The following is a 24898-nucleotide window of genomic DNA, read 5'->3' on the forward strand; positions in this document are numbered from 1 at the left end:
CGCATGATCACGATCACGATCGAAGAGACCGACAAGGACGGGCAGTTGCTCGGACGCCACGTGGCCTCCGCGCCCATCGACAAGAACGACACCAAGGGCATCGGCTCGCTGCTGGCGCGGAGCGTCGGCGGCCTGATGTACCACACCGAAGCCCGCGCGGAGATCCCGCTGCTGATCGCGGCCGCTGGCACGCACCGGGCGAGTTCGTGCACGCGGGCGATCGGCCACGCGGCGGGCCTGGCCATTGGGACGTACGGCTTCGACCTGGCGATCAAGCCCGTGATCGAGATCGACCGCCTGCTGGACTACCGCGCCAGCAAACGCGACCGCGAGGCCGCGGCGCAGACGCTCAAGATCATGGGCGCCATCATCCGCCGCCGCGAGGACAACGAATAAGCGATGAGCGATGGCCCCTCCATCCTGCTCGAGTCGGCGCGCACGTACCTCGCCCGCGGGTACGCGGTGATCCCCGTGCCCGCGCGGAAGAAGATCCCCGTGCTCAAGGGGTGGACGGACCTGCGGCTCTCCGAGACCGACCTGCCGGCGCACTTCAACGGCACCGGCAACATCGGCGTGCTGCTGGGAGAACCGAGCGGGTGGCTGGTGGATGTCGACCTCGACTGCGAGGAGGCGGTGGCGCTTGCGCCCAAGTTCCTACCGCCGACCGGCGCGACGTCCGGGCGGCCCGGCAAACCCTCGTCGCACTGGTGGTACATCTGCGAGGGGATCAAGACCCGCAAGCACCAGGACCCGGTGTCCAAGAAGATGATCGTCGAGCTGCGGAGCACCGGGGCGCAGACGGTCGTCGGCCCGAGCATCCACCCCAGCGGGGAGCCGTACGACCCGCTCGACGGCGAGCCCGCTGTGGTCGACGCCGGGGAACTGGCCGCCGCCGTCGCGGCGCTGGCCGAGGCCGTGACCGACGCGCGGCACGGGTTGAAGGAAACGATCGCTTCCCAGTCCCGATCACTAGGAAGCGATCGCTTACCAGCGGGCGACGCTGTGCTCCGCCGCGCCGCGGCGTACCTGGACCGCATCCCACCAGCGATCTCCGGCTCGGGCGGGCACAGCCAGACCTACACCGCCGCGACGGCGATGGTGCACGGATTCGGCCTCGATCCCGAGGCGGCATTCTCGCTTCTGTGGGATCGGTACAACCCGCGGTGCGAGCCGCCGTGGTCTGAGAAAGAGCTGCGGCACAAGGTGACCGACGCCGCCAACAAGCCGCACGATCGTCCGCTCGGCTGGCTCCGCGATGCTCAGAAAGCCGAGGATCTGGGCGGCGTGGACCTGTCGGGATTCATGGCAGCGCCGGCGAAGGCGAGCGAGGACACTGCCGCTCCGGACGAGGACACGCCGATCGATCCCGGCCCGCTCCCCGAGCGCTACCTCGCCGTGCCGGGGTTCATCTCCGAAGTCATGGCGTTCAACAAGGAGACGGCGCACCGCTGGCAGCCGATGCTCGCGCTCGCCGGCGCGATGTGCCTCCAGGCCGTCCTCGCCGGGCGCAAGGTCCGCGACGAGCGCGGCAACCGCACCAACCTGTACGTCGTGTGCCTCGCGGGGTCCGGTTCGGGCAAAGACAACGCGAGGCTCATCAACAAAGCGGTGCTCTTCAAGGCCGGTCTCAACGGGCTCGAGGGCAACGAGGACCTCGCCAGCGACGCCGGGCTGGTCACTGCCGTCGAAGCCGAGCCTGCGATCCTCTTCCAAATCGACGAGTTCGGGCGTTGGCTCCGCACCATTGGCGACCCGAAGAAGGCCCCGCACCTGTTCAACGTCATCTCCACGCTGATGAAGATGTACTCGTCGGCGCGGAGCGTCTTCAAGGGAAAGGCATACGCCGACGCCAAGCGGAACAAGGTGATCGACCAGCCATGCGTGTCGCTGCTGGCGACGACCGCGCCCGAGCACTTCAAGCACGCGCTCACGCCCGACGCCATGAGCGACGGGTTTATGGCCCGGCTCATTGTGTTCGAGACTGGGGAGATGCCGCCGCGCGTCTGGCAACCGGAGAAGGACCCGCCGCAGGCGATCGTGGATGCGGCCACCTGGTGGGGCGCGTTCAACCCCGGCGGCAACCTCAGCCGCGAGCACCCCAAGCCGATGGTGGTTCCGACCACCGACGACGCCCGCGCCGTGTTCAACCGCCTCGCGGCGCTCGCCGACACCGAGATGGAGCGCCCGCGCGAGGACCTGCGGTCGATCTGGGCACGCGTCGAGGAGAAGGCGTGCCGCCTGGCGCTGATCTACGCCTGCTCCAAGAACCGCGAGAGGCCGGTCATCGACGCCGACGCAGCGGAATGGGCCTGCGGCCTGTCCGAGCACCTGACCCGTCGCGTGCTCTACCTCGCCCACGAGTATGTGTCGCAAGGCGAGTTCGACGCCAAGCAGAAAGCCGTGCTTCGCGCGATGCGGACGGCGGGCGGGCGCATGACCCGGTCGCAGATGTGCCGCGTGACCCAGCACCTGACCCAGCGGGAGCGGGACGAGGTGCTTGAGAACCTCAAGGAGACCGGCCGCTTGAAAGAAGGGGTCGAGCCGACCGCCGGGCGGTCAAGGAGGGTGTATGAACTCCTGCCGTAGCAGGTCAGAAACGCGGCTTGGCTGTGGTCGGACCCTTCTTTCACATTCTTCACGCGCGATCTCTCGGGGCGGGGGGGCGGGCGGGAAGGGAGCAGAGAAGGAGGGGTTGAAGAAAGTGAAAGAAGGTATCTCTCTCCTTTCTATACCTTCCCCCACCCCTCCCCCGGCCCCCCGCCTCCCCACCGCAGCGCCCATGCAGGTCGTGTGCCAGGCCGCGCCTAGCGGGAGCCTTACAGCCGGAAGCCTTACGGGAGGGGAGGCGGATGGCGTTAGGTACTTCCCGGGCCAGATCGCGTGGCTTGGCCCGCGGGAACAGCCGCGCTTGGCGACAGAGTTTGTTTCGTCCGTCCGAGCGCGGGGCGGCCCCGTGGCGGGGTTGGTGCGCTTCGCCGCCAACGACGCGACGTGGGCCAACGTGGGCGGACCCGTGGCCAACGGGCGGGCCCCGTAGCGGGCGGGACTCGGGGCGCTGAACGCCCCAACGGACGGGCCCGTCGCCCGAGCGATCCAGCCATCCAGCGACCCACCGATCCTCGGACCCACCGCATGTGCGGCGGGCCACCACGACGCTTTGCGCTGGCGTTCCCCGCCGCGCTTCCGACGGAGATCGCTATGAACATCGAGACGCTGCCCATCGACGCGGTCAAGGAATACGACCGCAATCCCCGCACCATCAACGACGCCGCCATCGACGCGGTGGCCAAGAGCATCGAGGCGTTCGGCTTCAAGGTGCCGATCTTGATCGACGCCGACGGCGTGATCATCGCCGGGCACACGCGGCTCCGCGCGGCGCGGAAACTCGGGCTCAAGGAGGTGCCGACCATCCGCGCCGATGATCTGACGCCGGAACAGGTCAAAGCGCTGCGCATCGCCGACAACAAGGTCGCCACGCTGACGTCGTGGGACATGGAGCTCCTGCCGCTAGAGCTGGCCGACCTGAAGGGCGTGGACTTCGACCTCGCGCTGCTCGGCTTCAGCGCCGAGGATCTCAGCGCCATCATGGCTCCTGCGGGCAGCGAGGGTTTGACCGATCCCGATGACGTGCCGGGCGCACCTGACGCAGCGACGACAGTGCCCGGCGACATCTGGGTGCTCGGCAACCACCGCCTGATGTGCGGCGACTCGTCCAAGCCCGAGGACCTGGACCGTCTGCTTGATGGCCAGCCGATCCATCTCGTGAACACGGACCCGCCGTACAACGTGAAGGTCGAGCCCCGCTCAAACAACGCCATCGTCGCGGGCCTCAGTTCGTTCGCACTGCCCGGCAAAGCAGACCAGCACGATCAGCAGAGCGCCGACCTCAACCGCTACCCCGAGAAGAGCCGCGCCACGCACAAGAAGCTCCGGGCCAAGGACCGGCCGCTCGCCAACGACTTCGTGTCCGATGACGAGTTCGATCGGCTGCTCGCGGCGTGGTTCGGGAACATTACCCGCGTGCTCATCCCCGGCGGCACCTTCTACATCTGGGGCGGCTACGCCAACTGCGGCAACTACCCGCCGGTGCTGAAGCGGTGCGAGCTCTACTTCGCGCAGGCGATCATCTGGATCAAGGAGCACCCGGTCCTCACGCGGAAGGACTTCATGGGCAACCACGAGTGGTGCTTCTATGGCTGGAAGGAAGGCGCGGCGCACCGCTTCTTCGGCCCGGCCAACGTGCCCGACACCTGGTCGATCAAGAAGGTCAACCCGCAGAGCATGGTCCACCTCACCGAGAAGCCCGTGGAGCTCGCGCGGCGGGCCATCGAGTTCTCGTCGCGTCCGGGCGAGAACGTGCTCGATCTCTTCGGCGGCAGCGGCTCCACGCTCATCGGCGCGGAGATGACCGGGCGGCACGCATTCCTCATGGAGCTCGACGCCCTCTACTGCGATGTCATCGTGCAGCGCTGGGAGAAGTTCACGGGCCGCAAGGCGGAGCGGCTGCCTGCGAAGGGTGTGGCCGAAGAGAAAGCCGCGACGGGCATCGCGGCTGGGAGCAAGGCGTGATGGGCGCTTCACTCGTCGTCGAGCGTTGGCAGAGCCCCGTCGGTCGCTTCGTCCCAATCAAGCGCGTAGCGCTCGGCGATGTCCTCGAGGTCGTGCTCGGTGAGGTAGTCGGCCGTCTTGCGCTCCTGGCAGGCGGCAACAGCCCGCGCCAGGTCCGTCCATTCCTCGATGGTGAGCATCCGGTCCTGTCGCGCGCCGAGGAGGTAGAGGGCGGCCTGCAGCACGGCCTCGAGTTGGGTTTGGGTGGGCGTGGCAGGCATGGCTCAGGCCCCCTTTCCCGCGACGAAGACGCCGCGTTCGTGTTTCTTGAACCGGGCGGCGGTGCCCTTGGCGGCGATCTCGCGGATGATGGCGGCGTAGAGCGTGGCCTCGGGCGTCTTCCCTCCGGGGCTCGTCCACAGGCCCTTGGCCTCCATCGCGGCGATCATCTCCTTGGCCCGCATCGGCACCTCGCTCGCGGCGAGCACCTGCGCCGCCGCGTTGAGCGCGCTGACGCGCTTGGGCTTCTTCTCCTTGACAGCCTTCGTCTTGGGGGCCCTTTCACCCTTGGCCTTCGTGCCCTTGGTAGCCGCCCCAAGGCTCGCGTTGTTGGCGACATCTTTCTCGCTGGGGACCTCGTGGTCCTGCTTCCCGCCCGCCAACCGGTCGTTGATCTCGGCGAGCGCCGCTTTGCGGAGGCGCTCCGTACTCGACGCGGTGGCGTCGGCCTTGCGCTTGGGGATGCGCTTGCCGCCTGGGCCGACGGCTCGCTTCATCGCGGGGGTGCTGCTGGACTTCTTCGTCTTCGTGCTCATGGTCATCTCCGAACTGGGGGTTGGGTCTCCCGTCGCACGCTGCGGCGGGGAAGCGTGGCCATCGCGGTTCCCCGCGACGCCGCGTGGGGCGGGTCAGCGGCTCTGCACGATGCTGATCTGGAACTCGGAGCCGTCCTCCATCCGCAGGACCAGCCCCTTGTTGCTCGTGAGCAACTGCACGCCGTCGAAGGTGTCAGCGTGGGCCAGGCCTTCGGCCTCGCTCACCATGTCGCGGGCGATGTCGGCCAGCGCGATGTCGTCGTCTTCGCCTTCGATCTCTTCGCGGGCGTCGAGGAGGTTTTGGATCAGGGACAGCAGCGTGTTCTGCATTTCGATCTCGTTCATGGCGGGTCTCCTGGGTGGCGCGGGCGTTCAGGATCCCGCGATGCGTTCGATCTCGTTGAGGACGTCGTGGACCATCGAGTTGGTGGCGGCTGCCTGTCCCCAGGCGTCCCGCCCATAGACGTGCTTGGCCACCTCGGCGGCCTTCGCGTAGCGGGCCTCGCGGCTCTCGTCGCGGCGGAACTCGGCGATGACCTTGTCGAAGCGGCCTTGCGCTCGGCTCATGCGGACCACGCTCGCGGTCGCGCCGTCGTTCGTGGCTCGCACCGTGATGTCTTCCTCGCTGCCCTCGATGACGATGTGCTTGATCTTCATGGCGTGTCTCCGTGGTGGCGGTCATTCGGCGTCGTTCAGAAATGCCTCGACGTGCTCGGGATCCATGTTGCTGAGGAAGCCGACCAGGTCGATCAGGTCGCTGCGGACCTTCCCGAGGCTTCCCGCAAAGCCCCAGTTGCGCGGGTCGGCCTTCGCCCCCTCGGCGTGCTTGTCGAGTTCCATCTGCAGCACGTCCATCAGGCGGGCGATGTCGTTCTGCCTCGCGGCGTAGGTCTGGGCGGCGGTCGGTTCGGGCTTCTTGGCGTCGGTCGTGCGCTTGTTCATGCTTCTGCTCCTATGCGAATGGGTGATCGGGTAAACAGCGAAGCCCGCATTTCGCGGGCTTCAGGTCGTCGGCAGTTCAGGATTTCGCGGGCTTGTCGGGGCCTCTTCGCGGGCCGCCTCGCGGCAGGCGTCGGTTCGCCCTTGGCGGTAACCCGTGTGCAGGCCCTCGTGGTACCCGGCCTCAAAGGCGTGGCGGACCAGGTCGCGGATCGACCAGACCGGGATCTCGTGAAAGTCGAGACCGTCGTTCTTGCGGGTCTCCAGGGTTTCGAGCAAGAGCTCGACCTTGGCCCATTCCATCTCGGCGTCAAGCGCCTTCTGCTTGCTGATCCCGTCGAGGCTGGCCTTGGTGGTCTTCTTGGCGTTCATCTTCGTGGTCTCCGTCGCGTGCAGCCATCCCGCTCGCGTGTGACACACATTCGTCGGCATCCGGCCAACTGGCAAGGCGTTGGGGCTGCATTTCTCGATGATTCTGCGACATGTGGGCAACTCTTCCGCCCATGTGGGCAAGTCCACGCGGGAGGTCCGCGATGACTCCCGAACACGCGCCTAGTTCCCAGCCCGGCGGGGGCGGACAGGGAATGTCCCGGCTCAACCCGGCGGCGATGCCCGTGGCGGACGCCGCCCGCGTGCTCACTCGGCTTGGCGGCAAGCCCGTGACCGAAGCGATGCTCCGCGCCGACATCGATGCGGGCGCGCCGACAAACGCCGACGGCAGCGTCAACCTCGTGCATTACGCCGCCTGGCTCGTGAAGGAGATGTCCGCCGGTGGCGATTGACCCGCGCAAACTCAAGCCAGGCGAACTCGCGCGGCTGCTCAACAGCACGACGCTGGGCGAGGTGATCAGCGAGCGGCAGCTCCACCGACATCGCACGCGCGCGGGGTTCCGCGTCGCGGCCGACGGCGATGCGGGCAAGGTTGATCTGTTCCGATACGTGGCGTGGCTGGCGACCACGCGGCACGAGGCGATCGCCGATGCTGCCAATGCGCCGGAAGGTCTGACGGGTTACGACGCGATGAAGGAGCGTGCTCGGCTCCGCAACGCGATGCTGTCGCTGTCGGGACGGGACATTGGTGATCTGCCGTCGGTTGCGGACCCCGCCAGGCGAGATCGAGCCGCGCGGGACTTCCGGTACTTCTGCGAGGCGTACTTCCCGCAGACGTTTCACCTGAAGTGGTCGGATGACCATCTCAAGGTCATCGCCAAGATCGAACAGGCGGTGCTCGAGGGCGGGCTGTTTGCGATGGCGATGCCGCGCGGCTCAGGCAAGACCTCGCTCTGCGAGATCGCGTGTCTGTGGGCGTTGGTGTACGGGCACCGGGAGTTCGTGGCGCTCGTGGGGTCGGACGAAGAGCACGCGGCGGGGATGCTGGACTCGATCAAGGCGGAGCTGGAGAACAGCGAGATCCTCGGCGGGGACTTCCCAGAGGTCTGCCACCCGATCCGCTCGCTCGAGGGCATTCACCAGCGGGCGTCAGGGCAGCTCTACCAGGGCAAGCAGACCCACATCGGCTGGACCGCCCGGGAGATCGTGCTGCCCACGATTCCGGGCTCCGCGGCATCGGGCGCGATCATTCGTGTCGCGGGGATCACGGGCCGCATCCGTGGCATGAAGCACAAGCGTGTCGACGGGGTGAGCGTCCGCCCTTCGCTCGTACTGATCGACGACCCGCAGACCGACGAGAGCGCTCGCTCGCCGTCGCAGTGCGCCAATCGCGAGCGCATCCTCGCCGGTGCAATCCTCGGCATGGCCGGACCCGGACGGAAGATCGCTGGCCTGATGACGCTGACGGTGGTCCGCCCTGACGATCTGGCGGACCGCATTCTCGACCGCGACAAGCACCCGCAATGGCAGGGCGAGCGGACCAAGATGGTCTATTCGTTCCCCAAGAACGAGAAGCTCTGGGCCGAGTACGCCCGCGTGCGGGCCGAGGGGCTTCGCGCCGATCGCGGGATAAGCGATGCCACGGCGTTCTACGGCAAGCACCGGACGGCGATGGATGAGGGAGCGGTCATCGCCTGGCCGGAGCGGTACAACCACGACGAGTTGTCGGCGGTGCAGCACGCCATGAACCTGCGGCTGCAGAACGAGTCCGCATTCTTTGCCGAGTATCAGAATGAGCCGCTGCCAGAGGTCGAGGTCGCCGACGACCTTCTGAGCGCCGACCAGATCGCAGCGAAGGTGAACGGGCACGCCCGCGGGCTTGTCCCACTCGGGTGCTCGCACCTGACGATGTTCGTGGACGTGCAGGGCAAGGCACTGTTCTACCTCGTGGCCGCCTGGGAGGACGACTTCACGGGGCACATCATCGACTATGGCACCGAGCCGGACCAAAAGCAGGCGTACTTCACGCTTCGGGATGTGCGCCGGACGCTCGGGGCCGCTTCGCCACGCGCTGGCGTTGAAGGCGCGATCTACGGCGGTCTGGAGCGGCTCATCGAGGCGACTGTGGCTCGCGAATGGCGGCGCGACGACGGCGCGATGGTGCGGATCGACCGGTGCTTGATCGACGCCAACTGGGGTTCGTCAACGGACGTGGTCTATCAGTTCTGTCGCCAGAGCCCGCACGCGAGCGTGCTGACACCCAGCCACGGCAGGTATGTCGGCGCGAGCAGCCTCCCCTTTAGTGACTACAAGCGCAAGCGCGGCGAGCGGGTCGGACTGAACTGGCGCGTACCGATCGTGACCGGGAAGCGGGCGGTGCGGCACGTCCTGTTCGACACCAACTACTGGAAGTCATTCGTGCACGCGCGTCTCGCGGTGCCCATGGGCGATCCCGGCGGGCTCTCTCTGTTCGGCCAGAAGCCCGAGATACACCGTCTGCTGTCGGAGCACCTCACCAGCGAGTACCGCGTGCGTACGGAGGGTCGGGGCCGCACTGTGGACGAGTGGAGGCTCCGTGTCGAAGGACTCGACAACCACTGGCTCGACGGGTTAGTCGGCGCTGCGGTCGCCGCTTCCATGCAAGGCGCTGTGCTCTTTGGCACGGACCACAAGGTCATTGTCCGACCTCGGATCAGGCTCTCGCAGCTTCGAGGAGGCCGTCGATGAGCACTGCCCGCGAGGCCCCGCGACCTCTGAAGCAAGAAGCCCGCGGGCTGATATGTCCAAAGTGCGGGTGTCGCCACTTCGAGGTGCTCTACACCCGTGCCGCACCTGGCGGTGCCCTGCGACGCCGCCGCGCGTGCCGTCATTGCGGTCGCCGCGTGACGACCCATGAACGAATCGGCGGCTGACTCTGCATCGTGGTTCTACCGGTGGCATTGGTTGCTTCAAAACGGGCTGCGACGCGCGCAGGGCGAGCCGCTTTTGCATAGGTAGCACGTGACGACGAGCTTTCGCTCGCTCGTCTCGCTACACCCGATGCCTGACCCATCTCCCAACCCGGATCTCGAGCAGGCCATACGCGACAACGCGTTGCAGCCCGCCAAGGCCTCCGTCGACGGCCAGTCCGTCGAGCAGCACCCGCTGAAGGACCAGATCGAGGCCGACCGCTACCTCGCGTCCAAGGCTGCCGCGAGGAAGCCCGGCCTCGGCATCAAGTTCGCCAAGATCGTCCCCCCCGGTTCTGTCTGACCCGCCCATGCTGAAAGCGATTGTCAACATCATGAGCCGGGTCGGTCGCGGGACGCAGGCCGCCTCTCCCTCCCCGGCGGCGTCGCGTGCTCCGCACGGAGGCGGATCGCGTGGCGGCCGTCGTTTGGTCGTCGCCAAGTTCGACTCGGCCAAGACCACGCCGGAGAACCGCAAGCACTGGGCGAATGCGGACGGCCTCTCGCCCAACGCCGCCATCAACCCCGAGGTCCGTCGCGTCCTCCGCAACCGCGCTCGCTACGAAGTCGCCAACAACTCGTATGCCAAGGGCATCGTACTCACGCTCGCCAACGACACCATCGGCACCGGTCCCCGGCTGCAGATGCTCACTGACGACGCCGACGCGAATGCTCGCATCGAGGATGCGTTTGAGCAGTGGTCGCGGGCCGTCGACCTTCCCGGCAAGCTCCGCACCATGCGGTTGGCCCGGGCAGAGAGTGGCGAGGCGTTCGCGCTTCTGATCAACAACCCCGGCATCGCGTCAGCGGGCTCGCCCGTGTCGCTTGATCTCAAGCTCATCGAAGCGGACCAGGTCTGCACGCCCTTGCTTCGCCGCGGGCGCAACGACGAGATCGACGGCATCGCTCTGGATGAGTGGGGCAACCCCTCCGCGTACCGTGTGCTCAAGCGTCACCCCGGGGACAGCGGCGTGTTCCGCACGCCCATCGACGACCTCACGGCCTACGACACGTTCCCGGCCTCTTCGGTCGTGCACTACTTCCGTCCGGACCGGCCTGGCCAACTCCGCGGCATCCCTGACATCACGCCGGCGCTCCCGCTGTTCGCGCAGCTCCGCCGGTACACATTGGCGACCATCGCGGCCGCCGAGACCGCCGCCAACTTCGCCGCCGTGATCTACACCGACGCGCCGGCTAACGGCGAGGCCGATCCGCTGGAGCCGATGGACGAGGTCGAACTCGAGCAGCGTCTGGCGACCGTCCTTCCGGGCGGCTGGAAGCTCGGCCAGGTTCATGCCGAGCAGCCGACGACGACGTTCGGCGAGTTCAAGCGCGAGATCCTCAATGAGATCGCCCGATGCCTGAACATGCCGTTCAACGTCGCAGCCGGCAACTCCTCCGGGTACAACTACGCCAGCGGTCGCCTTGACCACCAGGTGTACTACAAGAGCATCCGCGTCGAGCAGCACCACCTGCAGCTTGCCGTGCTCGATCGCATCCTGAAGGCGTGGCTCAACGAGGCGGTGCTTGTCGAGGGACTGCTCCCGCAGTCCCTGCGGACCATCGCCGCAACGCTCCCGGAGCACGCGTGGTTCTGGGATGGCGTCGAGCACGTTGATCCAGCCAAAGAGGCGAACGCCCAGGCCACCCGACTGGCCAACCACACGACCACGCTCGCCGCGGAGTTCGCCCGGCAAGGCCGCGACTGGGAGCAGGAGCTCCGCCAGCGTGCCAAAGAGCTCACGCTCATGAACGAGCTCGGCCTCGCGCTCGCAAGCGCACCGGCCGCCGCTCCGGCCGCGAACGCGCCCGCCGAAGACCCCGCAGACAACGTTGATGAGGAGACCGCCAGTGCCAGTCACCGCTGACAAGACCAAGACGATCCCAGCCCTCACGCTCACGGCAACCGCCGACATCACCGTCGCCGCGGCCGCTGACGGGCAAAGCGCTCCGCTCCCACGCTTCAAGATGGTCGCGTACACCGGTGGCGCGATGCGCGTCGCGGGTTGGCGGCACCCGGTCGTGATCGATCTCGCGGGCTTGGCGGTGCCATCGCAGGCACGCCCCATCCGCTTCGGGCATGACCCGCTGTCGGGCGTCGGCCACACCGATTCGATCCGCGTCGAGGCCGGGCAGCTCGTGGCGACGGGCGTGATCTCGCGTGACACGAGCGCCGCCAAAGAGGTCGTCGCGTCCTCGCGGAACGGCTTCCCCTGGCAGGCCTCCGTCGGCGCGAGCGTCGAGGAGTTTGAGTTCATCAAGGACAACCAGAAGGCGACGGTCAACGGCCAGGAACTCACCGGCCCGGTCAACGTCGTCCGCAAGGCCACGCTCGGCGAGATCAGCTTTGTGGATCTCGGCGCAGACGGCCGCACCAGCGCGAGCATCGCCGCGCGTCAGAACAAGGAGCCCAGCGTCATGGCCGACGATCCCACGACTTCCAATCCCACCCCGTCCCCAATCATCGCCACCGAGCAGACGCCTGAGCAGGTCCGCGCTGCGGCGCTCGCTGAGACCGCCCGCATCGCCGCCGTCCGCAAGGTTTGCGGCGGCAAGCACAGTGAAATCGAGGCCCAGGCTATCCGCGACAACTGGGATGCCACGCGTACCGAGCTCGAGGTCCTGCGTGCCAGCCGACCCAAGGCCCCGGCCATCCACGCCCCCGACACCAGCGTGACCAGCGAGGTGCTCGAAGCCGCGTGCTTCCAGAGCGCCAAGCTCGAAGGCATCGAGAAGGTCTGCTCCACGCAGGCAATCGAGATCGCCGCCAAGCGGTTTCAGGGCGGGCTGGGCCTGCAGGAACTCCTGTTCGAGGCCGCCATCGCCAACGGCTACACCGGCCGCACCTTCCGCGACAGCCGCCGCGTGCTCGAGGCCGCGTTCGGTCGCGGGATCGAGGCGGGCATGACCACCATCGATGTGGGTGGCATCCTCTCCAACGTCGCCAACAAGTTCCTGCTCGAAGGCTTCTTTAGCGTCGAGCGCGTGTGGCGGAGCATCTGCGCCGTCCGCAACGTCAGCGACTTCAAGACCGTCACCAGCTACCGCCTGGTCGGCAAGGACCAGTACGAGCAGGTCGCCCCCGGCGGCGAGCTCAAGCAGGGCACGCTCGGCGAGGAGACCTACACCAACAAGGCCGACACCTACGGCCTGATGCTCTCGATCGACCGCCGCGACATCATCAACGACGACCTCGGGGCGATCACCACTGTCCCCCGCAAGCTGGGCCGCGGCTCGGGCCTGAAGATCAACGACGTGTTCTGGACGGCGTTCATGAACAACGCCGCGTTCTTCAGCGCCGGCAACAAGAACTTCATCTCGGGCGCGGACACCGCCCTCGGCATCGATGGCCTTACTAAGGGCGAGGTCGCCTTCATGGACCTCGTGGACTCCGACGGCAAGCCCACGGGCGTGATGCCCGCGATCCTGCTGGTGCCGACGGCGCTCTCGGCGATGGGCACGCAGCTCTACAAGAGCGTCGAGCTCCGGGACACGACCGCGAACACGAAGTTCCCCGTCGCCAACCCGCACCAGGGCAAGTTCCGCATCGAGGTCAGCCGCTACCTCTCCAACGCCCTCTACACGGGCAACTCGGCCAAGGCGTGGTACCTCCTCGCGGACCCCAGCGACCTGCCGGTCATCGAGGTGGCGTTCCTCAACGGCCAGGAGGCCCCGACCGTCGAGACCTCGGACGCGGACTTCAACATGCTCGGCGTCCGGATGCGTGGGTACCACGACTTTGGCGTCAACCTGCAGGATCCGCGCGGCGGCGTCAAGAGCAAGGGCGAGGTGTAAGCCATGCCCGGGCAGGTCAGCACAGGCGCTGGGGGGCTCGGCGAAGAGCTCCCCGGCGACCTTCAAAGCGGCATCGATCAGCAATCGGGCATCGACACCGATGGCCCACCAACAGATGGAGGTTCAGGCATGGCTTCGGGACCAGCAAAGTTCGTTCAGGAAGGCGGCTCGATCGACTACACCCCGGGCGCGGATGTGCTCGTCGGCGCGGTGATCGTGCAGGCCGATCTCATCGGCGTGGCGCAGGCACCGATCAAGGCGGGCCAGTTGGGTTCGCTCGCCGTCACCGGCGTCTTCGACTTCAACAAGGCGGTCGGCGCTGGCAGCGCCATCCCCGCGGGCACGCTCACGTACTGGGATGCGGCCGCCCAGAACGCCACCAAGAACGCGGCCGCCGGCGCGAACAAGCTGATCGGCAAGGCGGTGAAGGCCACCGTCGACGCCGACACCGTCGTCCGCGTGCGGCTGCAGCAGTAACCCCCCAAGGAGCCACCCGTGGGCGACCTGCTCGATCGCGGCGCGGCATTTCTCGATGCCCAGCGTCACCAGCACCTCTCCCGCCCGGTCGTGTACCGGCGTGGCACGGACGAGAACGAAGTCCAGGCCACCGTCGGCAAGACCGAGTTCGAGCAGGCCGACGACGCGGGTCTCATCCACCGCGTGGAGTCGCGGGACTTCCTCGTGCGGACCGCGGAACTGGATCTGGGCGCGGGCCCGATTCTCCCGCGGGCGGGCGATCAGGTGCGTGAGACGGTTGGTACGAGCGTGTTCGTGTACGAGGTCAATGCCCCCGGTGGACAACCGCCCTGGCGCTACAGCGACCCGTACCGCAGGGTTCTTCGGATTCACACCAAGCACATCGGCACGGAGACGTGATGGCGGACTCAAGCAACAACTCCAACGGACAGAACGGCAGCGCCCGTTGGGCCGGCGTGGTCGTCACGGTTGTGCTCGCGGCGGGCGCGATGACCGTCCAGTGGGGCGTGGTCACCACGAAGCTCCAGCAGGTGGAGAAACGCCTCGACGAGTTCATCGGCGAGGCCCACGCGATCCGGGCGCAGTACGCCGAGATGGAACGCAAGATCTGGTTCCTCGAAGGCAAGCTGTCCGGACTGACGTCCAACTCTCCGCGCCAGAGCGTGCCAACCACGGGCTCCCCGGTGATCGGAGGTGGGCCGTGAGCACGATCGCCGCCCTCGCCGACGCCGTCGCGGCGCACGTGAGCGCCGGGTCCTACGGACAGCCCGTCACGGCCGTCCGGATGTACCAGCCCGCATTCACTCTGGAGGATCTCAAGGACCTCCGCGTGTCGGTGGTGCCGCGCACGGTGCAGATGACGCCGGTGACGCGGGACAGCCTGGCCATCGAGTACGTCATCGACGTCGGCGTGCAGAAGAAGCTGCCCGCCGATGGGGCGGACGCGGCGATCGATGAGTTGCTCGTGCTGGTCGAGGCGATCGCGGAACATCTGCGGTTCACACGGCTGGAGGGCTTTCCCGATGCAGCGTGGGTCGGGATCAACAACGAGCCGGTGGTGTCGAGCGAGGCGCTCGAGCAGCACCGGGTGTTCACCAGCGTCCTGAGCGTCACCTACCGGGAGCGGAGGTAGCCATGCGCAACACGATCATCTTCGGCGTGGCAATGACAGACGAGCTCAAGCCGCTGGCGACCCAGAAGACCATCGCCACCTTCACGCTCACCGCGTCGCACAAGAACACGCAGGACCTGCTGCTCTCGGACGGGAAGACCGACCCCATTGAGGTCGCCCCGGGCACGCAGTACTTCTTCGAGCGGGTGAACCTGGCGGACATTCTGGTCAAGAGCAAGGGCGGCGAGATGGTCTTTGTGGTCGGCCACAGCGCCGAGTGAAAGGAGTCAGCGATGGCAATCAAGCTCGGCATGGAAGCCGCCCTCAAGTACAAGGTCGGCGGTCAGGGCGGCGCGGGTGCGTGGACGGCGCTGGGCAACACCCGCGACGTGACACTCAACCTCGAAGCGGGCGAGGCGGACGTGACCACGCGGGCCAACAACGGCTGGCGGGCGACGGTCGCCACGCTCAAGGAGGCGAGCGTCGAGTTCGAGATGGTCTGGGACACCGGCGATGCCGGGTTCACCGCCATCAAGAACGCCTTCTTCAACAACGACCCCATCGGCCTGCAGATCCTCGACGCGGCCGCGGGCCAGGGCCTGCAGGCGGACTTCTCGATCACCAACTTCAGCCGCAGCGAGGCCCTCGAGGAGGCCATCACGGTGTCGGTGACGGCGAAGGTGACGTATTCGACCACGGCGCCCTCATGGATCGGCAGCTAAGCACGGAGGCACGGATGCGGCAGTTCAAGGACAACGCGGGTCGGACCTGGACGGTGGACATCAACGTCGCCACGCTCAAGCGCGTGCGCGGGCTCACGGGCGTCGACCTCATGCAGGTCATCGAGGGGACGCTCATCGAGAAGCTCATCCGCGACCCGGTGCTGCTGTGCGATGTGGTCTACGCCGTCTGCAAGCCCGAGGCGGATGCGGCAACCCCCCGGGTCTCGGACGAGGAGTTCGGCAAGGCGATGGCGGGCGACGCCATCGAAGCCGCCACGCAGGCGGTGCTGGACGAACTCATCAGTTTCTGCCCGAGCCCGAGGGACCGGGCCAACCTCGGGCGGGTGCTCCAGGCCACGAACCGCGTGCTGGACAAGGCCCGCGACCTGACGGAGAAGCGGATCCAGACGCTGACCAGCGAGAGCGAGCTGGACAAGCTCGTGAACCGGATGGTCCCATCGCTCCAAGAGCCGCAGACGTCTGGAAGTTCATCTACCAGTGTGCCGGAGCCCTTGGCATCGACCCCGGGCCCCTGACGCTGCGGGAACTGGTCGCCATGCTCGACGGTCGCCAGCGCCACGACTGGTCGATCGCCGCCGCCGTCATGTCCGTGGTGGCCAACACCGCCCGCGATCCCAAGCGATCCCGCCTGCTCAAACCCGCCGACTTCGACCCCTTCAACAAGCCCCCCCACCCCCAGCGACCCGTCAAGGTTGACGTGTCGGTCCTCAAAGACGTGTTCATCGACCGCCGCATGCCGGAGGTCGCCAAGGAGACTCGCGCATGAAGAGCCTTTCGACCCGCCACTACGTCTACATCGGTGCTCTGATCCTGCTGGCGCTCGTGCTCGCGTCGTGCGCCGGCCTCGACCTTGGCGACATCGTCAAGGTCAAGACGCCCAACACGATCCAGCAGACCACCGGCCTGCCGTCGACGCTGAGCCTCAACGAGGCCGAGGTTGAGTACCAGAACTGGTTCAACCTCACGCAGACGACCGGGGCGCAATGGAAAGGCAACATCGAGAAGGCCGGTGAGATCCGCGGGCTGCTCGGGCAGCTCACGCTCTCGGCCCTCGACACGGTCGGTCCGACCGTCGCTGGGCTTCCCGTGCTCGGGCCCGCGCTTCCGGCACTCACCGGCATCGTCGGTCTGTTCATCGGGTCCGGCCGTCTCCGCAAGGAGAAGGAAGCGTCCTTCAACAAGGGCCTGGAGAAGGGCAGCACGATCGCCGGCACCGGCGGTGGTCAGGCTGGGGGCGCTGGGAGCAGCGGCGCGTGATCAATATGCGGATCAAGGACATGTTCTTCGACCGCCACGTCGTCATCGCGGCGGTCGACAACGCCAAGCGGAAGGTGCTCAGCAAGGCCGGCGCGTTCATCCGCACGGCGGCGAAGACGAGCATCCGCAAGCGCAAGGGGTCGGCTCCTCCCGGGGCCCCACCCCATTCGCACGAGGGCAGCCTGCGTCGGCTGATCCTCTTCGGGTACGACAAGCCCAACGACTCGGTGGTCGTCGGGCCCGTGGGATTCAAGAAGAGTGACGCGCCCAGTGTCCTCGAGTATGGCGGTGACACCGTCGTGCTGCGGCGTGTGGGGGGCGGGGGGAAGCTCACATCACAGAAGGTCAAGATCGCGCCGCGGCCGTACATGGCTCCGGCGCTGGAGAAAGAGCGGCCGAAGCTGCCGCTGTTGTGGCGGAACTCCGTCAGGAAGGGCTGAACCACCGTGGCCGACACCCGTGGCATCCGAGCAGGCCGGGCCTTCGTTGAGCTGGGCGTCAGCGACAAGCTGTCGGCCGGGCTGAAGGCGGCCCAGAAGAAGCTCGAAGCCTTCGGCGAGGGGCTTCGGTCTATCGGCACCAAGATGGCGGGCATCGGCGTCGCGGCGATCACCGCGCTGCTCGGCACCGCGAAGGCCTTCTCCGACTCCGGCGATGCGCTCGACAAGATGAGCGCCCGCACGGGCGTGAGTGTCGAGGCCTTGAGCGAGCTCGGGTATGCAGCCGACCTCTCCGGCACGGACATGGAGACGCTGGAGAACGGCCTCCGCGTCATGCAGAAGACGCTTACGGAGGCGTCGCAAGGCTCCAAGGGAGCGAACGAGGCCCTCGCGCGGCTCGGGCTGACGGTGCAGGACCTGGCCAAGCTCTCTCCCGACGAGCAGTTTAAGCTCCTGGCCGATCGCATCTCCCGCATCCAGGACCCCGCAGCCCGCGCCGCGATGGCGATGGAACTCTTCGGCAAGGCGGGGACGAAGCTCCTGCCGCTCATGGCCGACGGGGCCGCGGGCATCAACGAGATGCAGGAGCAGGCCCGAAAGCTCGGGCTCACCGTCAGCACTGAGACCGCCCGCGATGCCGCCGAACTCAACGATGCCCTCGGCACGCTCTGGAAGGTCCTCAAGCAGGGTGTCTTCACGATTGGCGGGGCGCTCGCCCCGACGATCAAGGACCTGACCGAGCGGATCACGCGGATCGTCGTGAGCGCCACGGCGTGGGTGAAGGCGAATAAGGAGACGGTCGTCTGGGCGCTCAAGGTCGCGGCGGCGGTCGCCGTCGCGGGGATCGCCATCGTCGGCCTGGGTTACATCATCTCGGGCATCGGCGCGGCGCTTGGAATCGTGGCCGCCGTCATCGGCGGGATCGGAACAGCATTCAGCCTCATCGGGGCTGCCATCGGCGCGATCCTGACGCCGGTCGGCCTGACCATCGCCGCGATCGTGGCGCTCGGCGGCACACTGCTGGTCGTCACCGGCGCAGGCGGCGAGGCCCTGTCGTGGCTGGCTGAGAAGTTCACCGAGTTGCGAGACTGGGTCGGCAAGGTGGTCGGCGGTATCTCCGATGCCCTCGCCGCCGGCGACATCGCACTCGCAGCCGAGATCCTGTGGCTGTCGCTGAAGGTCATCTGGCAGCAGGGCGTCGCGGCGCTCAACAAGGCGTGGCTCGGCGCGAAGGAGTTCTTCGTCTCCACGGCGTACTCCATGTGGTATGGGGCGCTTGCCGCCGCCGAGATCGTCTTCCACGCCCTCGAGGTCGCGTGGATCGAGACCACCGCCTTCCTGTCAAAGACATGGACCAACTTCGCCACCGGCTTCCAGATGATCTGGGAGGAGGCGTCGTCGTGGGTCGCCAAGCGGATGCTGGAGATCCAGGGGCTGTTTGACGACGGGCTCGATGTTGAAGCCGCCAAGAAGGCGGTGGATCAGCAGCTCGAGTCCCGCCTCGTCGAACTGGAGAACGCTGCCCAGCAGTCGGTGACCGCCCGCGAGAATCAGCGGGAGCAGCAGCGCCGCGATGCGGCGGCGATGCACGAAGCGACGCTGGCCGCGATCGGCCAGGACTTCGAGAACGCGCAGGAGGCACTGCGCAAGGACACCGAGGCCGGGCTCGCCGAATCGCAGGCCGCGCTCGACGCCGCGAAGCAGAAGCTCGCCGCCGCGATCGAGGAGGCCCGAAAGAAGCGCGAGGCCGCCGACGCCGAGAAGGGACCTGGTCGTCCCCAGCGGGACATCCTCGCGGACTTCGAGGAGCGTCTGTCCGGCCTCGGGGCGGCCATCGGCAAAGGCATCAGCGTCACAGGGACGTTCAGCGCCGCTGCTGTCTCCGGCTTGGGCACGGGTGGCGACGCCGCCGAGCGCACCGCCAGCGCCACCGAGCAGACCGCCCGCAACACCAAGCGTCTGCTGGATGCCAGCGTCGACAACGGACTGCGGTTCTCCTGATCTACCCACGAGAGGAGGTTGTCGTTCGTGCCGGTCGAGGTGTTTGAGAAGTTCGAGAGCCGCCGCTCCACCAAGGCGAACCAAGCATCGCAGTCGTCTGCGGAGCTCGGCTACATCGTGCGCGGCACCGCCGACGACCTCGCGGCCCGCACCGCAGCGCAAGCGGCCTCTCCCGCGACCTACGACACACTCCCGCGCCAGACCATCCAGATCGAGCCCATCGGCCCACAGCTGTGGGATGTCACCGTCCGCTACAGCCAGAACGCCTCCACCGGCACGATCACCCCGAGCGAGTCCTCGTTCACGTTCGAGACCGGCGGCGGCACGCAGCACATCACCCAGAGCCTGCAGACCATGCAGCGCCGCCCCGCGCCAGGCACCACCGCGCCGGACTTCGGCGGCGCGATCGGCGTCACCTCCGACGGCGTCGAGGGCGTCGACATCACCGTCCCGGTCTACCAATTCTCCGAGACGCACTACTTCACCGATGCGCAGGTCACCGCGTCGTACAAGGGCGCGATCTTCTCCTGCACGGGCAAGACCAACGCGGGCTCGTTCCGCGGCTTCGCGGCCGGCGAGGTGCTCTTTCTTGGTGCGACGGGGTCCAAGCGAGGCGATGGTCCCGACGACGACTGGGAGATCACGTTCCGCTTCGCCGCGAGCCCCAACCAGACCAACCTGACCGTCGGCCCGGTGACCGGGATCAACAAGAAGGGGTGGGAGTACCTGTGGGTCCGCTACGCCGACGCGGAGGACTCGGGCTCGGGCGCGATCATCAAGAAACCCATCGCCGCGTACGTCGAGCGCGTGTACGACCAGGCCAACTTTGGAGCACTGGGAATCTGACCCCCACACATCATGCCCGACGACCTCCGCAAAGTCCGCTCCGGCCAGCCGCTCCGCATCCCCGCGGGCGCGTACAACGCGTTCGTCGATGCGGCGGTCGATCTGCGTGCGCGTCAGGGGCGCGGCCAAGCCGTCGCGGGGCCGCTCGTCGAATCCGCGCAGCGTGGCATCGGCGTGGTGCTGGTCCGCAACGACTCGGACGAACTGATCGAGCCGCACCACGCGCTGGCCATCACCGGAGTGCTTGTCGAGCCCGGTGAGGACGACCAGGAGCGGACCTTCCACAGCCGCACGCCTCTGACGGGTGACGTCGCCACTGAAGAGTCCGACACGCTCGCCTTCGCGGTGGCGCTCCAGCCGATCAAGCCCAACGCCCTCGGTCCCTGCGTGCTCACCGGCGTGACGACCGCGCGGGTCTACATCACCAACGAAACCGACACCACCTGCGAACTCGCGGCCGACGAGACGGTCCTGGCGAGCACGCCCATGAGCGGCATCCCGATCCTGTGGAAGGAGGATGGCACCGGCGAGAAGTGGGCGGTGATCGAACTCGGCCGCCCCTCGCCCGGACGCATCACCGCGATCCTCGGCGCGGCCCAGCCGATCCCCACCGAGCGCAACCGCTGGCGCTACCCGTGGGTCGAGGCTCAGATTGACGGTAACCCGGGAAGTCCGGACTACCTGCGCTACGTGCCGGTCGAGAACGGCCTGACCTCGCAGGCCCCCAGCGGCGGCGAGGACCCTACGCGCCTGGCGATCAACCGCTTCGAGGCCCACCACATGAACGACTCCGAGCCCGGCTCCGGGTTCGGCGGCCTGCTCGGGCTGGGCCCGGTGTGCGAGCTCCCGGGCGTGCTGCCCAAGTGCCCGCCCGCGCGGTCGCTTAAGCCCAAGCTCGTGCCGATCCCCGAAGGCGTGTGCGTGCAGATGACCTGTGAGCGCAACAGCCGGGGCAAGCCCGTGTGGGTCTTCGAGGCCATGAGCCTGATCGAGATCGCCGACCCCGCCGACGAGGACCGCAAGTTCAACCTCTACATCGGAGGTGCCGAATGACAACCACTCCGACCACCCCAACGCCGCTCGATGCCAAGCGTGCCAAGGAGCGGACCAAGTACCTGGCACTGGCGAACAAGCCCGGCTCCACGTACGGCTCGTCCAACCACGGCCGGGCGGCGATCCCGCTCATCCAGGAGTGCAAGCCGAGGTTCGTGGTGGACTTCGGCTGCGGCCGCAACGACCTTGTGCGCGAGCTGCGGCGTCTTGGCATCGACGGACTGGGCGTCGACTTCGCGTTCCACGAGGCGGACCTCGTGCGCCCCATGCACGCGACCGCCCTGCAGGCGGGCATCGCCGACGTGGTGACGAGCTTCGACGCCCTCGAGCACCTCCTGCCCGAGGACGTGGATCTCACGCTCGCGGAGATGCGCCGCGTCGCGGTGCCGCGCGGGCGGTTCATCTTCTCGATCTGCACGCGGCCGAGCACGACCACCGTCGCCGGCGAAGGTCTGCACCCGACGGTGCGGCCGCTGGACTGGTGGCTAGAGCGCATCGCCCGCGTCGGCGTCGCTGGCAGGCCCCAGGCGGGGTCCCGCTACATCGTCGGGCGGTTCAAGAGTGATGGGGGGTGCTGCGGTGCGTGAGAACCAGTCCGACATCGCGGCATTGCAGGCTGGGCTCAAGGCGCGCAAGCCCGCCCGGGATGGCCTGCGCCTCTACACCGCCCCGCCGACGTTCGAGTCGGTGTCCCTGAGCGGGTTCTACCGGGGCCGGACCGCGTTCCTCATGCTCTCCGGGCCGTCGCTCAAGCAGATCGACCTGTCGCTGCTGGATGCCCGCGGCATCGTCACGATGGCCGTCAACAACGCCTGGTCGGTGCGGCGGCCCACGCTCTGGACCTGCGTTGATGACCCCGGGCGCTTCATCGATGTGGGCTGGAAGGACCCGGGCATCCTGAAGTTCGTGCCGACCTGCATGTGGGACAAGCGGCTGAAGGTGATGAACCCAGACGGCACGCTCCGCAACAGCGCCTTCAAGGTCCACCAGATGCCCGGCGTGCTGTTCTTCCGCCGCAGCGACCACTTCGACCACGAGCGATTCCTCACAGGGGACACGGTCTCATGGGGCAACGACGCGAAGAACCCCGACTCGCTGGGCATCACCGGCAAGCGCTCGGTCATGCTCGTCGCCCTGCGGCTGCTCCACTACCTCGGCTTCTCGACGGTGTATCTGCTCGGCTGCGACTTCAAGATGGATGCCGAGCGCAAGTACGCCTTCGACGAGCACCGCGCGGCCAACGCGATCCGGCACAACAACGTGCTGTATGACTCGCTGGCCAGACGGTTCGAGGCGCTGAAGCCCCACTTCGAGAAGAACCGCTTCCGCGTGGTCAATTGCTCGCCCGGAAGCGCCCTCGAGGTTTTCGAGAAGATGGCCTTTGAGGACGCGGTGAAGGCAGCCGCTTCCGAGTGCGGCAAGCCCATCCGCACCGACGGGTGGTACGAGCCAAATCCCAAGGCGAGCGCCCCGCAGCAGGAGGCCGCACGATGAGCGACGGCCCCACGCGGTACTACCTCTACATCCCCGTCTGGGCGACGGGCCGCGCTCCCCAGGGCGGCGGGTCGAGCAACTACTCGACGCCGTCAGGCTCGACCCCGGAGAGCACGTACTCGACCCCGACCAGCACGCCGAGCATGCCGTCGAGCTACTCGACGACCGGCGACGTAATCTACACGACCGGGCCGGGCGGCACGCCCACGCTCACGTTCTACACCACCGGCGCGTTCACGAGCAACACGCCGGGGACGACGCACACGCCGTCGAGCAGCGGGGCGATGTCATCCAGCGGGATGACGACCGACTCGTCGCAGACGCCGACGAGTTCGCAGACCCCGTCGAGCACGGGCTCATCGGGCATGAGCAGTTCCGGCGGCGGGAGTTCCTCGGGCGCGTCGAGTGGCATGTCCTCGGGTGCGAGTTCGGGGGCGTCGTCGGGCATGTCGTCGGGCGGGTCGTCCGGTGGTTCATCGGGCGGCGGTTCGTCCGGTGGCGGGTCGTCGGGTGGCGGTGGATCGAGTGGCGGCGGCAGCGGCCCCGGTGGGTCGGGTCCAGGCGGGTCCGGGCCTGGCGGCTCGGGGCCGGGTGGTTCTGGCCCGGGTGGGAGCGGACCCGGTGGCTCCGGCCCCGGTTCCAACTGCGTGCTCGCGGGCACGCCCGTTGTGCTGGCGGACGGTTCGATCAAGCCGGTCGAGGCGCTCCAGCCGGGCGACCGCGTCGCGGCACTCGATGTGGCGGGCCTGGACCGCGACGTGCCGTGGCGAGCCCAGTACCAGTGGCTCCGTCCGTGGGCGGAGGCGGCGCTCACGCCCGTCACCGGCACCGTCGGCAGCGTGAAGCTCGGCGCGCACGACGGGTTCGTCACCATCAACGGCCGCCTGCGCCTCACGCCCGAGCACCCTGTGCTGCTGAAGCGCAACGAGGAGATCGGCTTCGCGTCGGCGGAGTTCGTGCAGGTCGGCGATGCGCTCGTGCGGCAAGACCTGAGCGAGGAGCTGGTTGAGACGGTGGAACGCTTGGGCGAGCGTGTGACAACCGTGGCCGTGCATGTGCCCGGACTCAACGTGTTCCTGGCGGGCGGCGTGTGGATTCACAACGACATGCCCGCCACGCAGCAGAGCGGGTCCGGATCGTCGTCGGGTTCGGGGTCGAGTTCAGGCTCCGGGTCCGGGTCGTCGAGCGGGAGCGGCTCCGGCAGCGGAAAGTCCAGCGGCTCGTCCATGTCGAGCTCGGGGTCCAGTTCCGGATCGAGTTCCGGCAGTTCGTCGGGCTCATCGAGCGGCAGCGACAGCGGCTCGGGGCCGCCCGGTTCCGGCTCGGGGTCCGGGAGCGCCCAGCAGTCAGTGGCGCTGGGCGAGGGCGCATCGTCGTTCATCGAGGGCGGCATGGAGGGCGTGCCGCTGGCGAAGTGGCAGCAGAGCGGCGTAGGAGGTCTCAGCAGCGGCATTGAAGAGGAGGCAAAGGCGTGATTCCGAAGGTCATCTATACGGCGGACCTCAGTGAGACTCCCGACAAACAGCGGCTCACCGCCTGGCGGCACGCGTGGCAGACCATGCACCCCGAGTGGGACGTGGTGACGCTCACGCTGGATACCAAGCCGCCGATCCTCAACTACGACCAGTGGCAGCAGACCTTCGGGCTCAGCGAGCCCGCAGCCTCGGCCGCACGGCTGAACCTGCTCCGCTACGAAGTGCTGGCCCGCGAGGGCGGCGTCTTCGTCGATCCGGACCGACTGCCGCTGCGCCCGCTCGATGAACTCGTCGCCGGGGTCGGCGCGCTCTGCTCGACCATCGCCAGCCATGGCGCGAGCAGGCCGCACATGCTCTCGCCGTCGGTGCTCGGCTCGACGCGGAACCATCCGATGCTCTGGCACGCCATCCGCGATCTGCCGCACTCGGTGCTGGTCTATCGCGGCGTGTGGGACCAGAGCGGGCCGGGGTTCCTCACCCGCGTGGTCCGCGACCACGGGCACTTCCGCGACGTGGTGCCCTTCCATTGGGCACTCTTCGAGCAGGGCGAGGAGGCCGCCAGGGCCCATGGCGGCGCGTTCGGGTTCGTGATCGGCAAGACGGCGGAGATTGCAACTTGAGCACTG

The 24898-nt window shown here is 67.7% G+C and carries 31 protein-coding genes; 25 read left to right on the plus strand and 6 right to left on the minus strand.

Going from position 1 to position 24898, the window contains the following annotated elements; all coding sequences use genetic code 11:
- Nucleotides 1-3 precede the first annotated feature (3 nt).
- From HRU76_01375 to HRU76_01385, 3 genes are all read left to right on the plus strand, one after another.
- Nucleotides 4-396, plus strand: coding sequence for a hypothetical protein (locus HRU76_01375; GenBank protein QOJ16322.1), 393 nt, complete (start codon nucleotides 4-6; stop codon nucleotides 394-396).
- Nucleotides 397-399: 3 nt separating this feature from the next.
- Entirely contained in the window at nucleotides 400-2586 is a 2187-nt protein-coding gene (locus tag HRU76_01380; protein ID QOJ16323.1) for a DUF3987 domain-containing protein, read from the plus strand.
- 612 nt (nucleotides 2587-3198) lie between these two features.
- Complete coding sequence (locus HRU76_01385; GenBank protein ID QOJ16324.1) at nucleotides 3199-4569, plus strand: ParB N-terminal domain-containing protein; 1371 nt, start codon at nucleotides 3199-3201, stop codon at nucleotides 4567-4569.
- Nucleotides 4570-4577: 8 nt separating this feature from the next.
- Here HRU76_01385 and HRU76_01390 read toward each other — a convergent pair whose 3' ends face one another.
- From HRU76_01390 to HRU76_01415, 6 genes are all read right to left on the minus strand, one after another.
- Nucleotides 4578-4829 carry a hypothetical protein gene (locus HRU76_01390; protein ID QOJ16325.1) on the minus strand — a complete coding sequence of 84 codons (252 nt, stop codon included), beginning with the start codon at nucleotides 4827-4829 and terminating at the stop codon, nucleotides 4578-4580.
- A 3-nt stretch (nucleotides 4830-4832) separates the two neighbouring features.
- Nucleotides 4833-5363, minus strand: a complete 531-nt coding sequence (locus HRU76_01395) for a hypothetical protein (protein QOJ16326.1) — start codon at nucleotides 5361-5363, stop codon at nucleotides 4833-4835.
- A 93-nt stretch (nucleotides 5364-5456) separates the two neighbouring features.
- Nucleotides 5457-5693, minus strand: coding sequence for a hypothetical protein (locus tag HRU76_01400; GenBank protein QOJ16327.1), 237 nt, complete (start codon nucleotides 5691-5693; stop codon nucleotides 5457-5459).
- A gap of 42 nt (nucleotides 5694-5735) precedes the next feature.
- Nucleotides 5736-6020, minus strand: a complete 285-nt coding sequence (locus HRU76_01405) for a hypothetical protein (GenBank protein ID QOJ16328.1) — start codon at nucleotides 6018-6020, stop codon at nucleotides 5736-5738.
- 21 nt (nucleotides 6021-6041) lie between these two features.
- A complete protein-coding gene (locus tag HRU76_01410) occupies nucleotides 6042-6305 on the minus strand; it encodes a hypothetical protein (protein ID QOJ16329.1) in 264 nt (87 codons plus the stop codon).
- A gap of 60 nt (nucleotides 6306-6365) precedes the next feature.
- On the minus strand, nucleotides 6366-6674 hold the full coding sequence (locus HRU76_01415; GenBank protein QOJ16070.1) for a hypothetical protein: 309 nt from the start codon (nucleotides 6672-6674) through the stop codon (nucleotides 6366-6368).
- A gap of 212 nt (nucleotides 6675-6886) precedes the next feature.
- On the opposite strand from HRU76_01415, the gene HRU76_01420 reads away from it, so the two are divergent.
- The 22 genes from HRU76_01420 to HRU76_01525 all read left to right on the plus strand — a co-directional run bounded on the left by HRU76_01420 (nucleotide 6887) and on the right by HRU76_01525 (nucleotide 24892).
- A complete protein-coding gene (locus HRU76_01420) occupies nucleotides 6887-7084 on the plus strand; it encodes a hypothetical protein (protein ID QOJ16330.1) in 198 nt (65 codons plus the stop codon).
- Nucleotides 7074-9359 carry a phage terminase large subunit family protein gene (locus tag HRU76_01425; protein QOJ16331.1) on the plus strand — a complete coding sequence of 762 codons (2286 nt, stop codon included), beginning with the start codon at nucleotides 7074-7076 and terminating at the stop codon, nucleotides 9357-9359. Before HRU76_01420 ends, HRU76_01425 begins: the two co-directional genes overlap by 11 nt.
- 312 nt (nucleotides 9360-9671) lie before the next feature.
- Nucleotides 9672-9884 (plus strand): hypothetical protein, encoded by a 213-nt coding sequence (locus tag HRU76_01430; protein ID QOJ19053.1) that lies wholly within the window; start codon nucleotides 9672-9674, stop codon nucleotides 9882-9884.
- A gap of 7 nt (nucleotides 9885-9891) precedes the next feature.
- Nucleotides 9892-11448, plus strand: coding sequence for a phage portal protein (locus HRU76_01435; protein ID QOJ16332.1), 1557 nt, complete (start codon nucleotides 9892-9894; stop codon nucleotides 11446-11448).
- Nucleotides 11432-13375, plus strand: a complete 1944-nt coding sequence (locus HRU76_01440; protein QOJ16333.1) for a hypothetical protein — start codon at nucleotides 11432-11434, stop codon at nucleotides 13373-13375. Before HRU76_01435 ends, HRU76_01440 begins: the two co-directional genes overlap by 17 nt.
- A gap of 129 nt (nucleotides 13376-13504) precedes the next feature.
- Nucleotides 13505-13852: a DUF2190 family protein gene (locus tag HRU76_01445; protein QOJ19054.1), complete on the plus strand. Its 348-nt coding sequence runs from the start codon at nucleotides 13505-13507 to the stop codon at nucleotides 13850-13852.
- Nucleotides 13853-13870: 18 nt separating this feature from the next.
- The gene (locus HRU76_01450) at nucleotides 13871-14251 is read left to right on the plus strand and encodes a hypothetical protein (GenBank protein ID QOJ16334.1); all 381 of its coding nucleotides are present in this window, start codon (nucleotides 13871-13873) and stop codon (nucleotides 14249-14251) included.
- Complete coding sequence (locus tag HRU76_01455; GenBank protein ID QOJ16335.1) at nucleotides 14251-14556, plus strand: hypothetical protein; 306 nt, start codon at nucleotides 14251-14253, stop codon at nucleotides 14554-14556. Before HRU76_01450 ends, HRU76_01455 begins: the two co-directional genes overlap by 1 nt.
- Nucleotides 14553-14984, plus strand: a complete 432-nt coding sequence (locus HRU76_01460; GenBank protein QOJ16336.1) for a hypothetical protein — start codon at nucleotides 14553-14555, stop codon at nucleotides 14982-14984. The genes HRU76_01455 and HRU76_01460 overlap by 4 nt, the downstream gene beginning before the upstream one ends.
- Before the next feature lie 2 nt (nucleotides 14985-14986).
- On the plus strand, nucleotides 14987-15244 hold the full coding sequence (locus HRU76_01465) for a hypothetical protein (GenBank protein ID QOJ16337.1): 258 nt from the start codon (nucleotides 14987-14989) through the stop codon (nucleotides 15242-15244).
- 12 nt (nucleotides 15245-15256) lie between these two features.
- Nucleotides 15257-15685: a hypothetical protein gene (locus HRU76_01470; protein QOJ16338.1), complete on the plus strand. Its 429-nt coding sequence runs from the start codon at nucleotides 15257-15259 to the stop codon at nucleotides 15683-15685.
- A gap of 14 nt (nucleotides 15686-15699) precedes the next feature.
- A complete protein-coding gene (locus tag HRU76_01475; protein QOJ16339.1) occupies nucleotides 15700-16221 on the plus strand; it encodes a hypothetical protein in 522 nt (173 codons plus the stop codon).
- Between the two features lie 20 nt (nucleotides 16222-16241).
- On the plus strand, nucleotides 16242-16472 hold the full coding sequence (locus HRU76_01480; GenBank protein ID QOJ16340.1) for a hypothetical protein: 231 nt from the start codon (nucleotides 16242-16244) through the stop codon (nucleotides 16470-16472).
- Nucleotides 16469-16963, plus strand: coding sequence for a hypothetical protein (locus tag HRU76_01485; protein QOJ16341.1), 495 nt, complete (start codon nucleotides 16469-16471; stop codon nucleotides 16961-16963). The genes HRU76_01480 and HRU76_01485 overlap by 4 nt, the downstream gene beginning before the upstream one ends.
- A complete protein-coding gene (locus tag HRU76_01490) occupies nucleotides 16960-17403 on the plus strand; it encodes a hypothetical protein (protein QOJ16342.1) in 444 nt (147 codons plus the stop codon). Before HRU76_01485 ends, HRU76_01490 begins: the two co-directional genes overlap by 4 nt.
- A gap of 6 nt (nucleotides 17404-17409) precedes the next feature.
- Nucleotides 17410-19404, plus strand: a complete 1995-nt coding sequence (locus HRU76_01495; GenBank protein QOJ16343.1) for a hypothetical protein — start codon at nucleotides 17410-17412, stop codon at nucleotides 19402-19404.
- 18 nt (nucleotides 19405-19422) lie between these two features.
- Entirely contained in the window at nucleotides 19423-20250 is an 828-nt protein-coding gene (locus HRU76_01500) for a hypothetical protein (protein ID QOJ16344.1), read from the plus strand.
- A 12-nt stretch (nucleotides 20251-20262) separates the two neighbouring features.
- Nucleotides 20263-21303 carry a hypothetical protein gene (locus HRU76_01505; protein QOJ16345.1) on the plus strand — a complete coding sequence of 347 codons (1041 nt, stop codon included), beginning with the start codon at nucleotides 20263-20265 and terminating at the stop codon, nucleotides 21301-21303.
- On the plus strand, nucleotides 21300-21890 hold the full coding sequence (locus HRU76_01510) for a methyltransferase domain-containing protein (GenBank protein ID QOJ16346.1): 591 nt from the start codon (nucleotides 21300-21302) through the stop codon (nucleotides 21888-21890). Before HRU76_01505 ends, HRU76_01510 begins: the two co-directional genes overlap by 4 nt.
- Nucleotides 21883-22797, plus strand: a complete 915-nt coding sequence (locus HRU76_01515; protein QOJ16347.1) for a hypothetical protein — start codon at nucleotides 21883-21885, stop codon at nucleotides 22795-22797. Before HRU76_01510 ends, HRU76_01515 begins: the two co-directional genes overlap by 8 nt.
- On the plus strand, nucleotides 22794-24272 hold the full coding sequence (locus tag HRU76_01520; protein ID QOJ16348.1) for a hypothetical protein: 1479 nt from the start codon (nucleotides 22794-22796) through the stop codon (nucleotides 24270-24272). The genes HRU76_01515 and HRU76_01520 overlap by 4 nt, the downstream gene beginning before the upstream one ends.
- Entirely contained in the window at nucleotides 24269-24892 is a 624-nt protein-coding gene (locus HRU76_01525) for a hypothetical protein (protein ID QOJ16349.1), read from the plus strand. Before HRU76_01520 ends, HRU76_01525 begins: the two co-directional genes overlap by 4 nt.
- The last annotated feature ends 6 nt before the right edge of the window (nucleotides 24893-24898 follow it).

The sequence above is a fragment of the Phycisphaeraceae bacterium genome, from assembly GCA_015709595.1.
GTDB lineage: Bacteria > Planctomycetota > Phycisphaerae > Phycisphaerales > SM1A02 > CAADGA01.

Excerpts from the sequence above, each read along its gene's own strand:
- HRU76_01415 (QOJ16070.1), bottom strand. The coding sequence starts at position 6,674 with ATGAACGCCAAGAAGACCACCAAGGCCAGCCTCGACGGGATCAGCAAG.
- HRU76_01465 (QOJ16337.1), top strand. The coding sequence starts at position 14,987 with ATGCGCAACACGATCATCTTCGGCGTGGCAATGACAGACGAGCTCAAG.
- HRU76_01380 (QOJ16323.1), top strand. The coding sequence starts at position 400 with ATGAGCGATGGCCCCTCCATCCTGCTCGAGTCGGCGCGCACGTACCTC.
- HRU76_01395 (QOJ16326.1), bottom strand. The coding sequence starts at position 5,363 with ATGAGCACGAAGACGAAGAAGTCCAGCAGCACCCCCGCGATGAAGCGA.
- HRU76_01435 (QOJ16332.1), top strand. The coding sequence starts at position 9,892 with ATGCTGAAAGCGATTGTCAACATCATGAGCCGGGTCGGTCGCGGGACG.
- HRU76_01520 (QOJ16348.1), top strand. The coding sequence starts at position 22,794 with ATGAGCGACGGCCCCACGCGGTACTACCTCTACATCCCCGTCTGGGCG.
- HRU76_01430 (QOJ19053.1), top strand. The coding sequence starts at position 9,672 with ATGCCTGACCCATCTCCCAACCCGGATCTCGAGCAGGCCATACGCGAC.
- HRU76_01390 (QOJ16325.1), bottom strand. The coding sequence starts at position 4,829 with ATGCCTGCCACGCCCACCCAAACCCAACTCGAGGCCGTGCTGCAGGCC.
- HRU76_01375 (QOJ16322.1), top strand. The coding sequence starts at position 4 with ATGATCACGATCACGATCGAAGAGACCGACAAGGACGGGCAGTTGCTC.
- HRU76_01410 (QOJ16329.1), bottom strand. The coding sequence starts at position 6,305 with ATGAACAAGCGCACGACCGACGCCAAGAAGCCCGAACCGACCGCCGCC.
- HRU76_01385 (QOJ16324.1), top strand. The coding sequence starts at position 3,199 with ATGAACATCGAGACGCTGCCCATCGACGCGGTCAAGGAATACGACCGC.
- HRU76_01480 (QOJ16340.1), top strand. The coding sequence starts at position 16,242 with ATGCTCGACGGTCGCCAGCGCCACGACTGGTCGATCGCCGCCGCCGTC.
- HRU76_01470 (QOJ16338.1), top strand. The coding sequence starts at position 15,257 with ATGGCAATCAAGCTCGGCATGGAAGCCGCCCTCAAGTACAAGGTCGGC.
- HRU76_01420 (QOJ16330.1), top strand. The coding sequence starts at position 6,887 with ATGTCCCGGCTCAACCCGGCGGCGATGCCCGTGGCGGACGCCGCCCGC.
- HRU76_01405 (QOJ16328.1), bottom strand. The coding sequence starts at position 6,020 with ATGAAGATCAAGCACATCGTCATCGAGGGCAGCGAGGAAGACATCACG.
- HRU76_01485 (QOJ16341.1), top strand. The coding sequence starts at position 16,469 with ATGAAGAGCCTTTCGACCCGCCACTACGTCTACATCGGTGCTCTGATC.
- HRU76_01510 (QOJ16346.1), top strand. The coding sequence starts at position 21,300 with ATGACAACCACTCCGACCACCCCAACGCCGCTCGATGCCAAGCGTGCC.
- HRU76_01475 (QOJ16339.1), top strand. The coding sequence starts at position 15,700 with ATGCGGCAGTTCAAGGACAACGCGGGTCGGACCTGGACGGTGGACATC.
- HRU76_01455 (QOJ16335.1), top strand. The coding sequence starts at position 14,251 with ATGGCGGACTCAAGCAACAACTCCAACGGACAGAACGGCAGCGCCCGT.
- HRU76_01400 (QOJ16327.1), bottom strand. The coding sequence starts at position 5,693 with ATGCAGAACACGCTGCTGTCCCTGATCCAAAACCTCCTCGACGCCCGC.
- HRU76_01505 (QOJ16345.1), top strand. The coding sequence starts at position 20,263 with ATGCCCGACGACCTCCGCAAAGTCCGCTCCGGCCAGCCGCTCCGCATC.
- HRU76_01445 (QOJ19054.1), top strand. The coding sequence starts at position 13,505 with ATGGCTTCGGGACCAGCAAAGTTCGTTCAGGAAGGCGGCTCGATCGAC.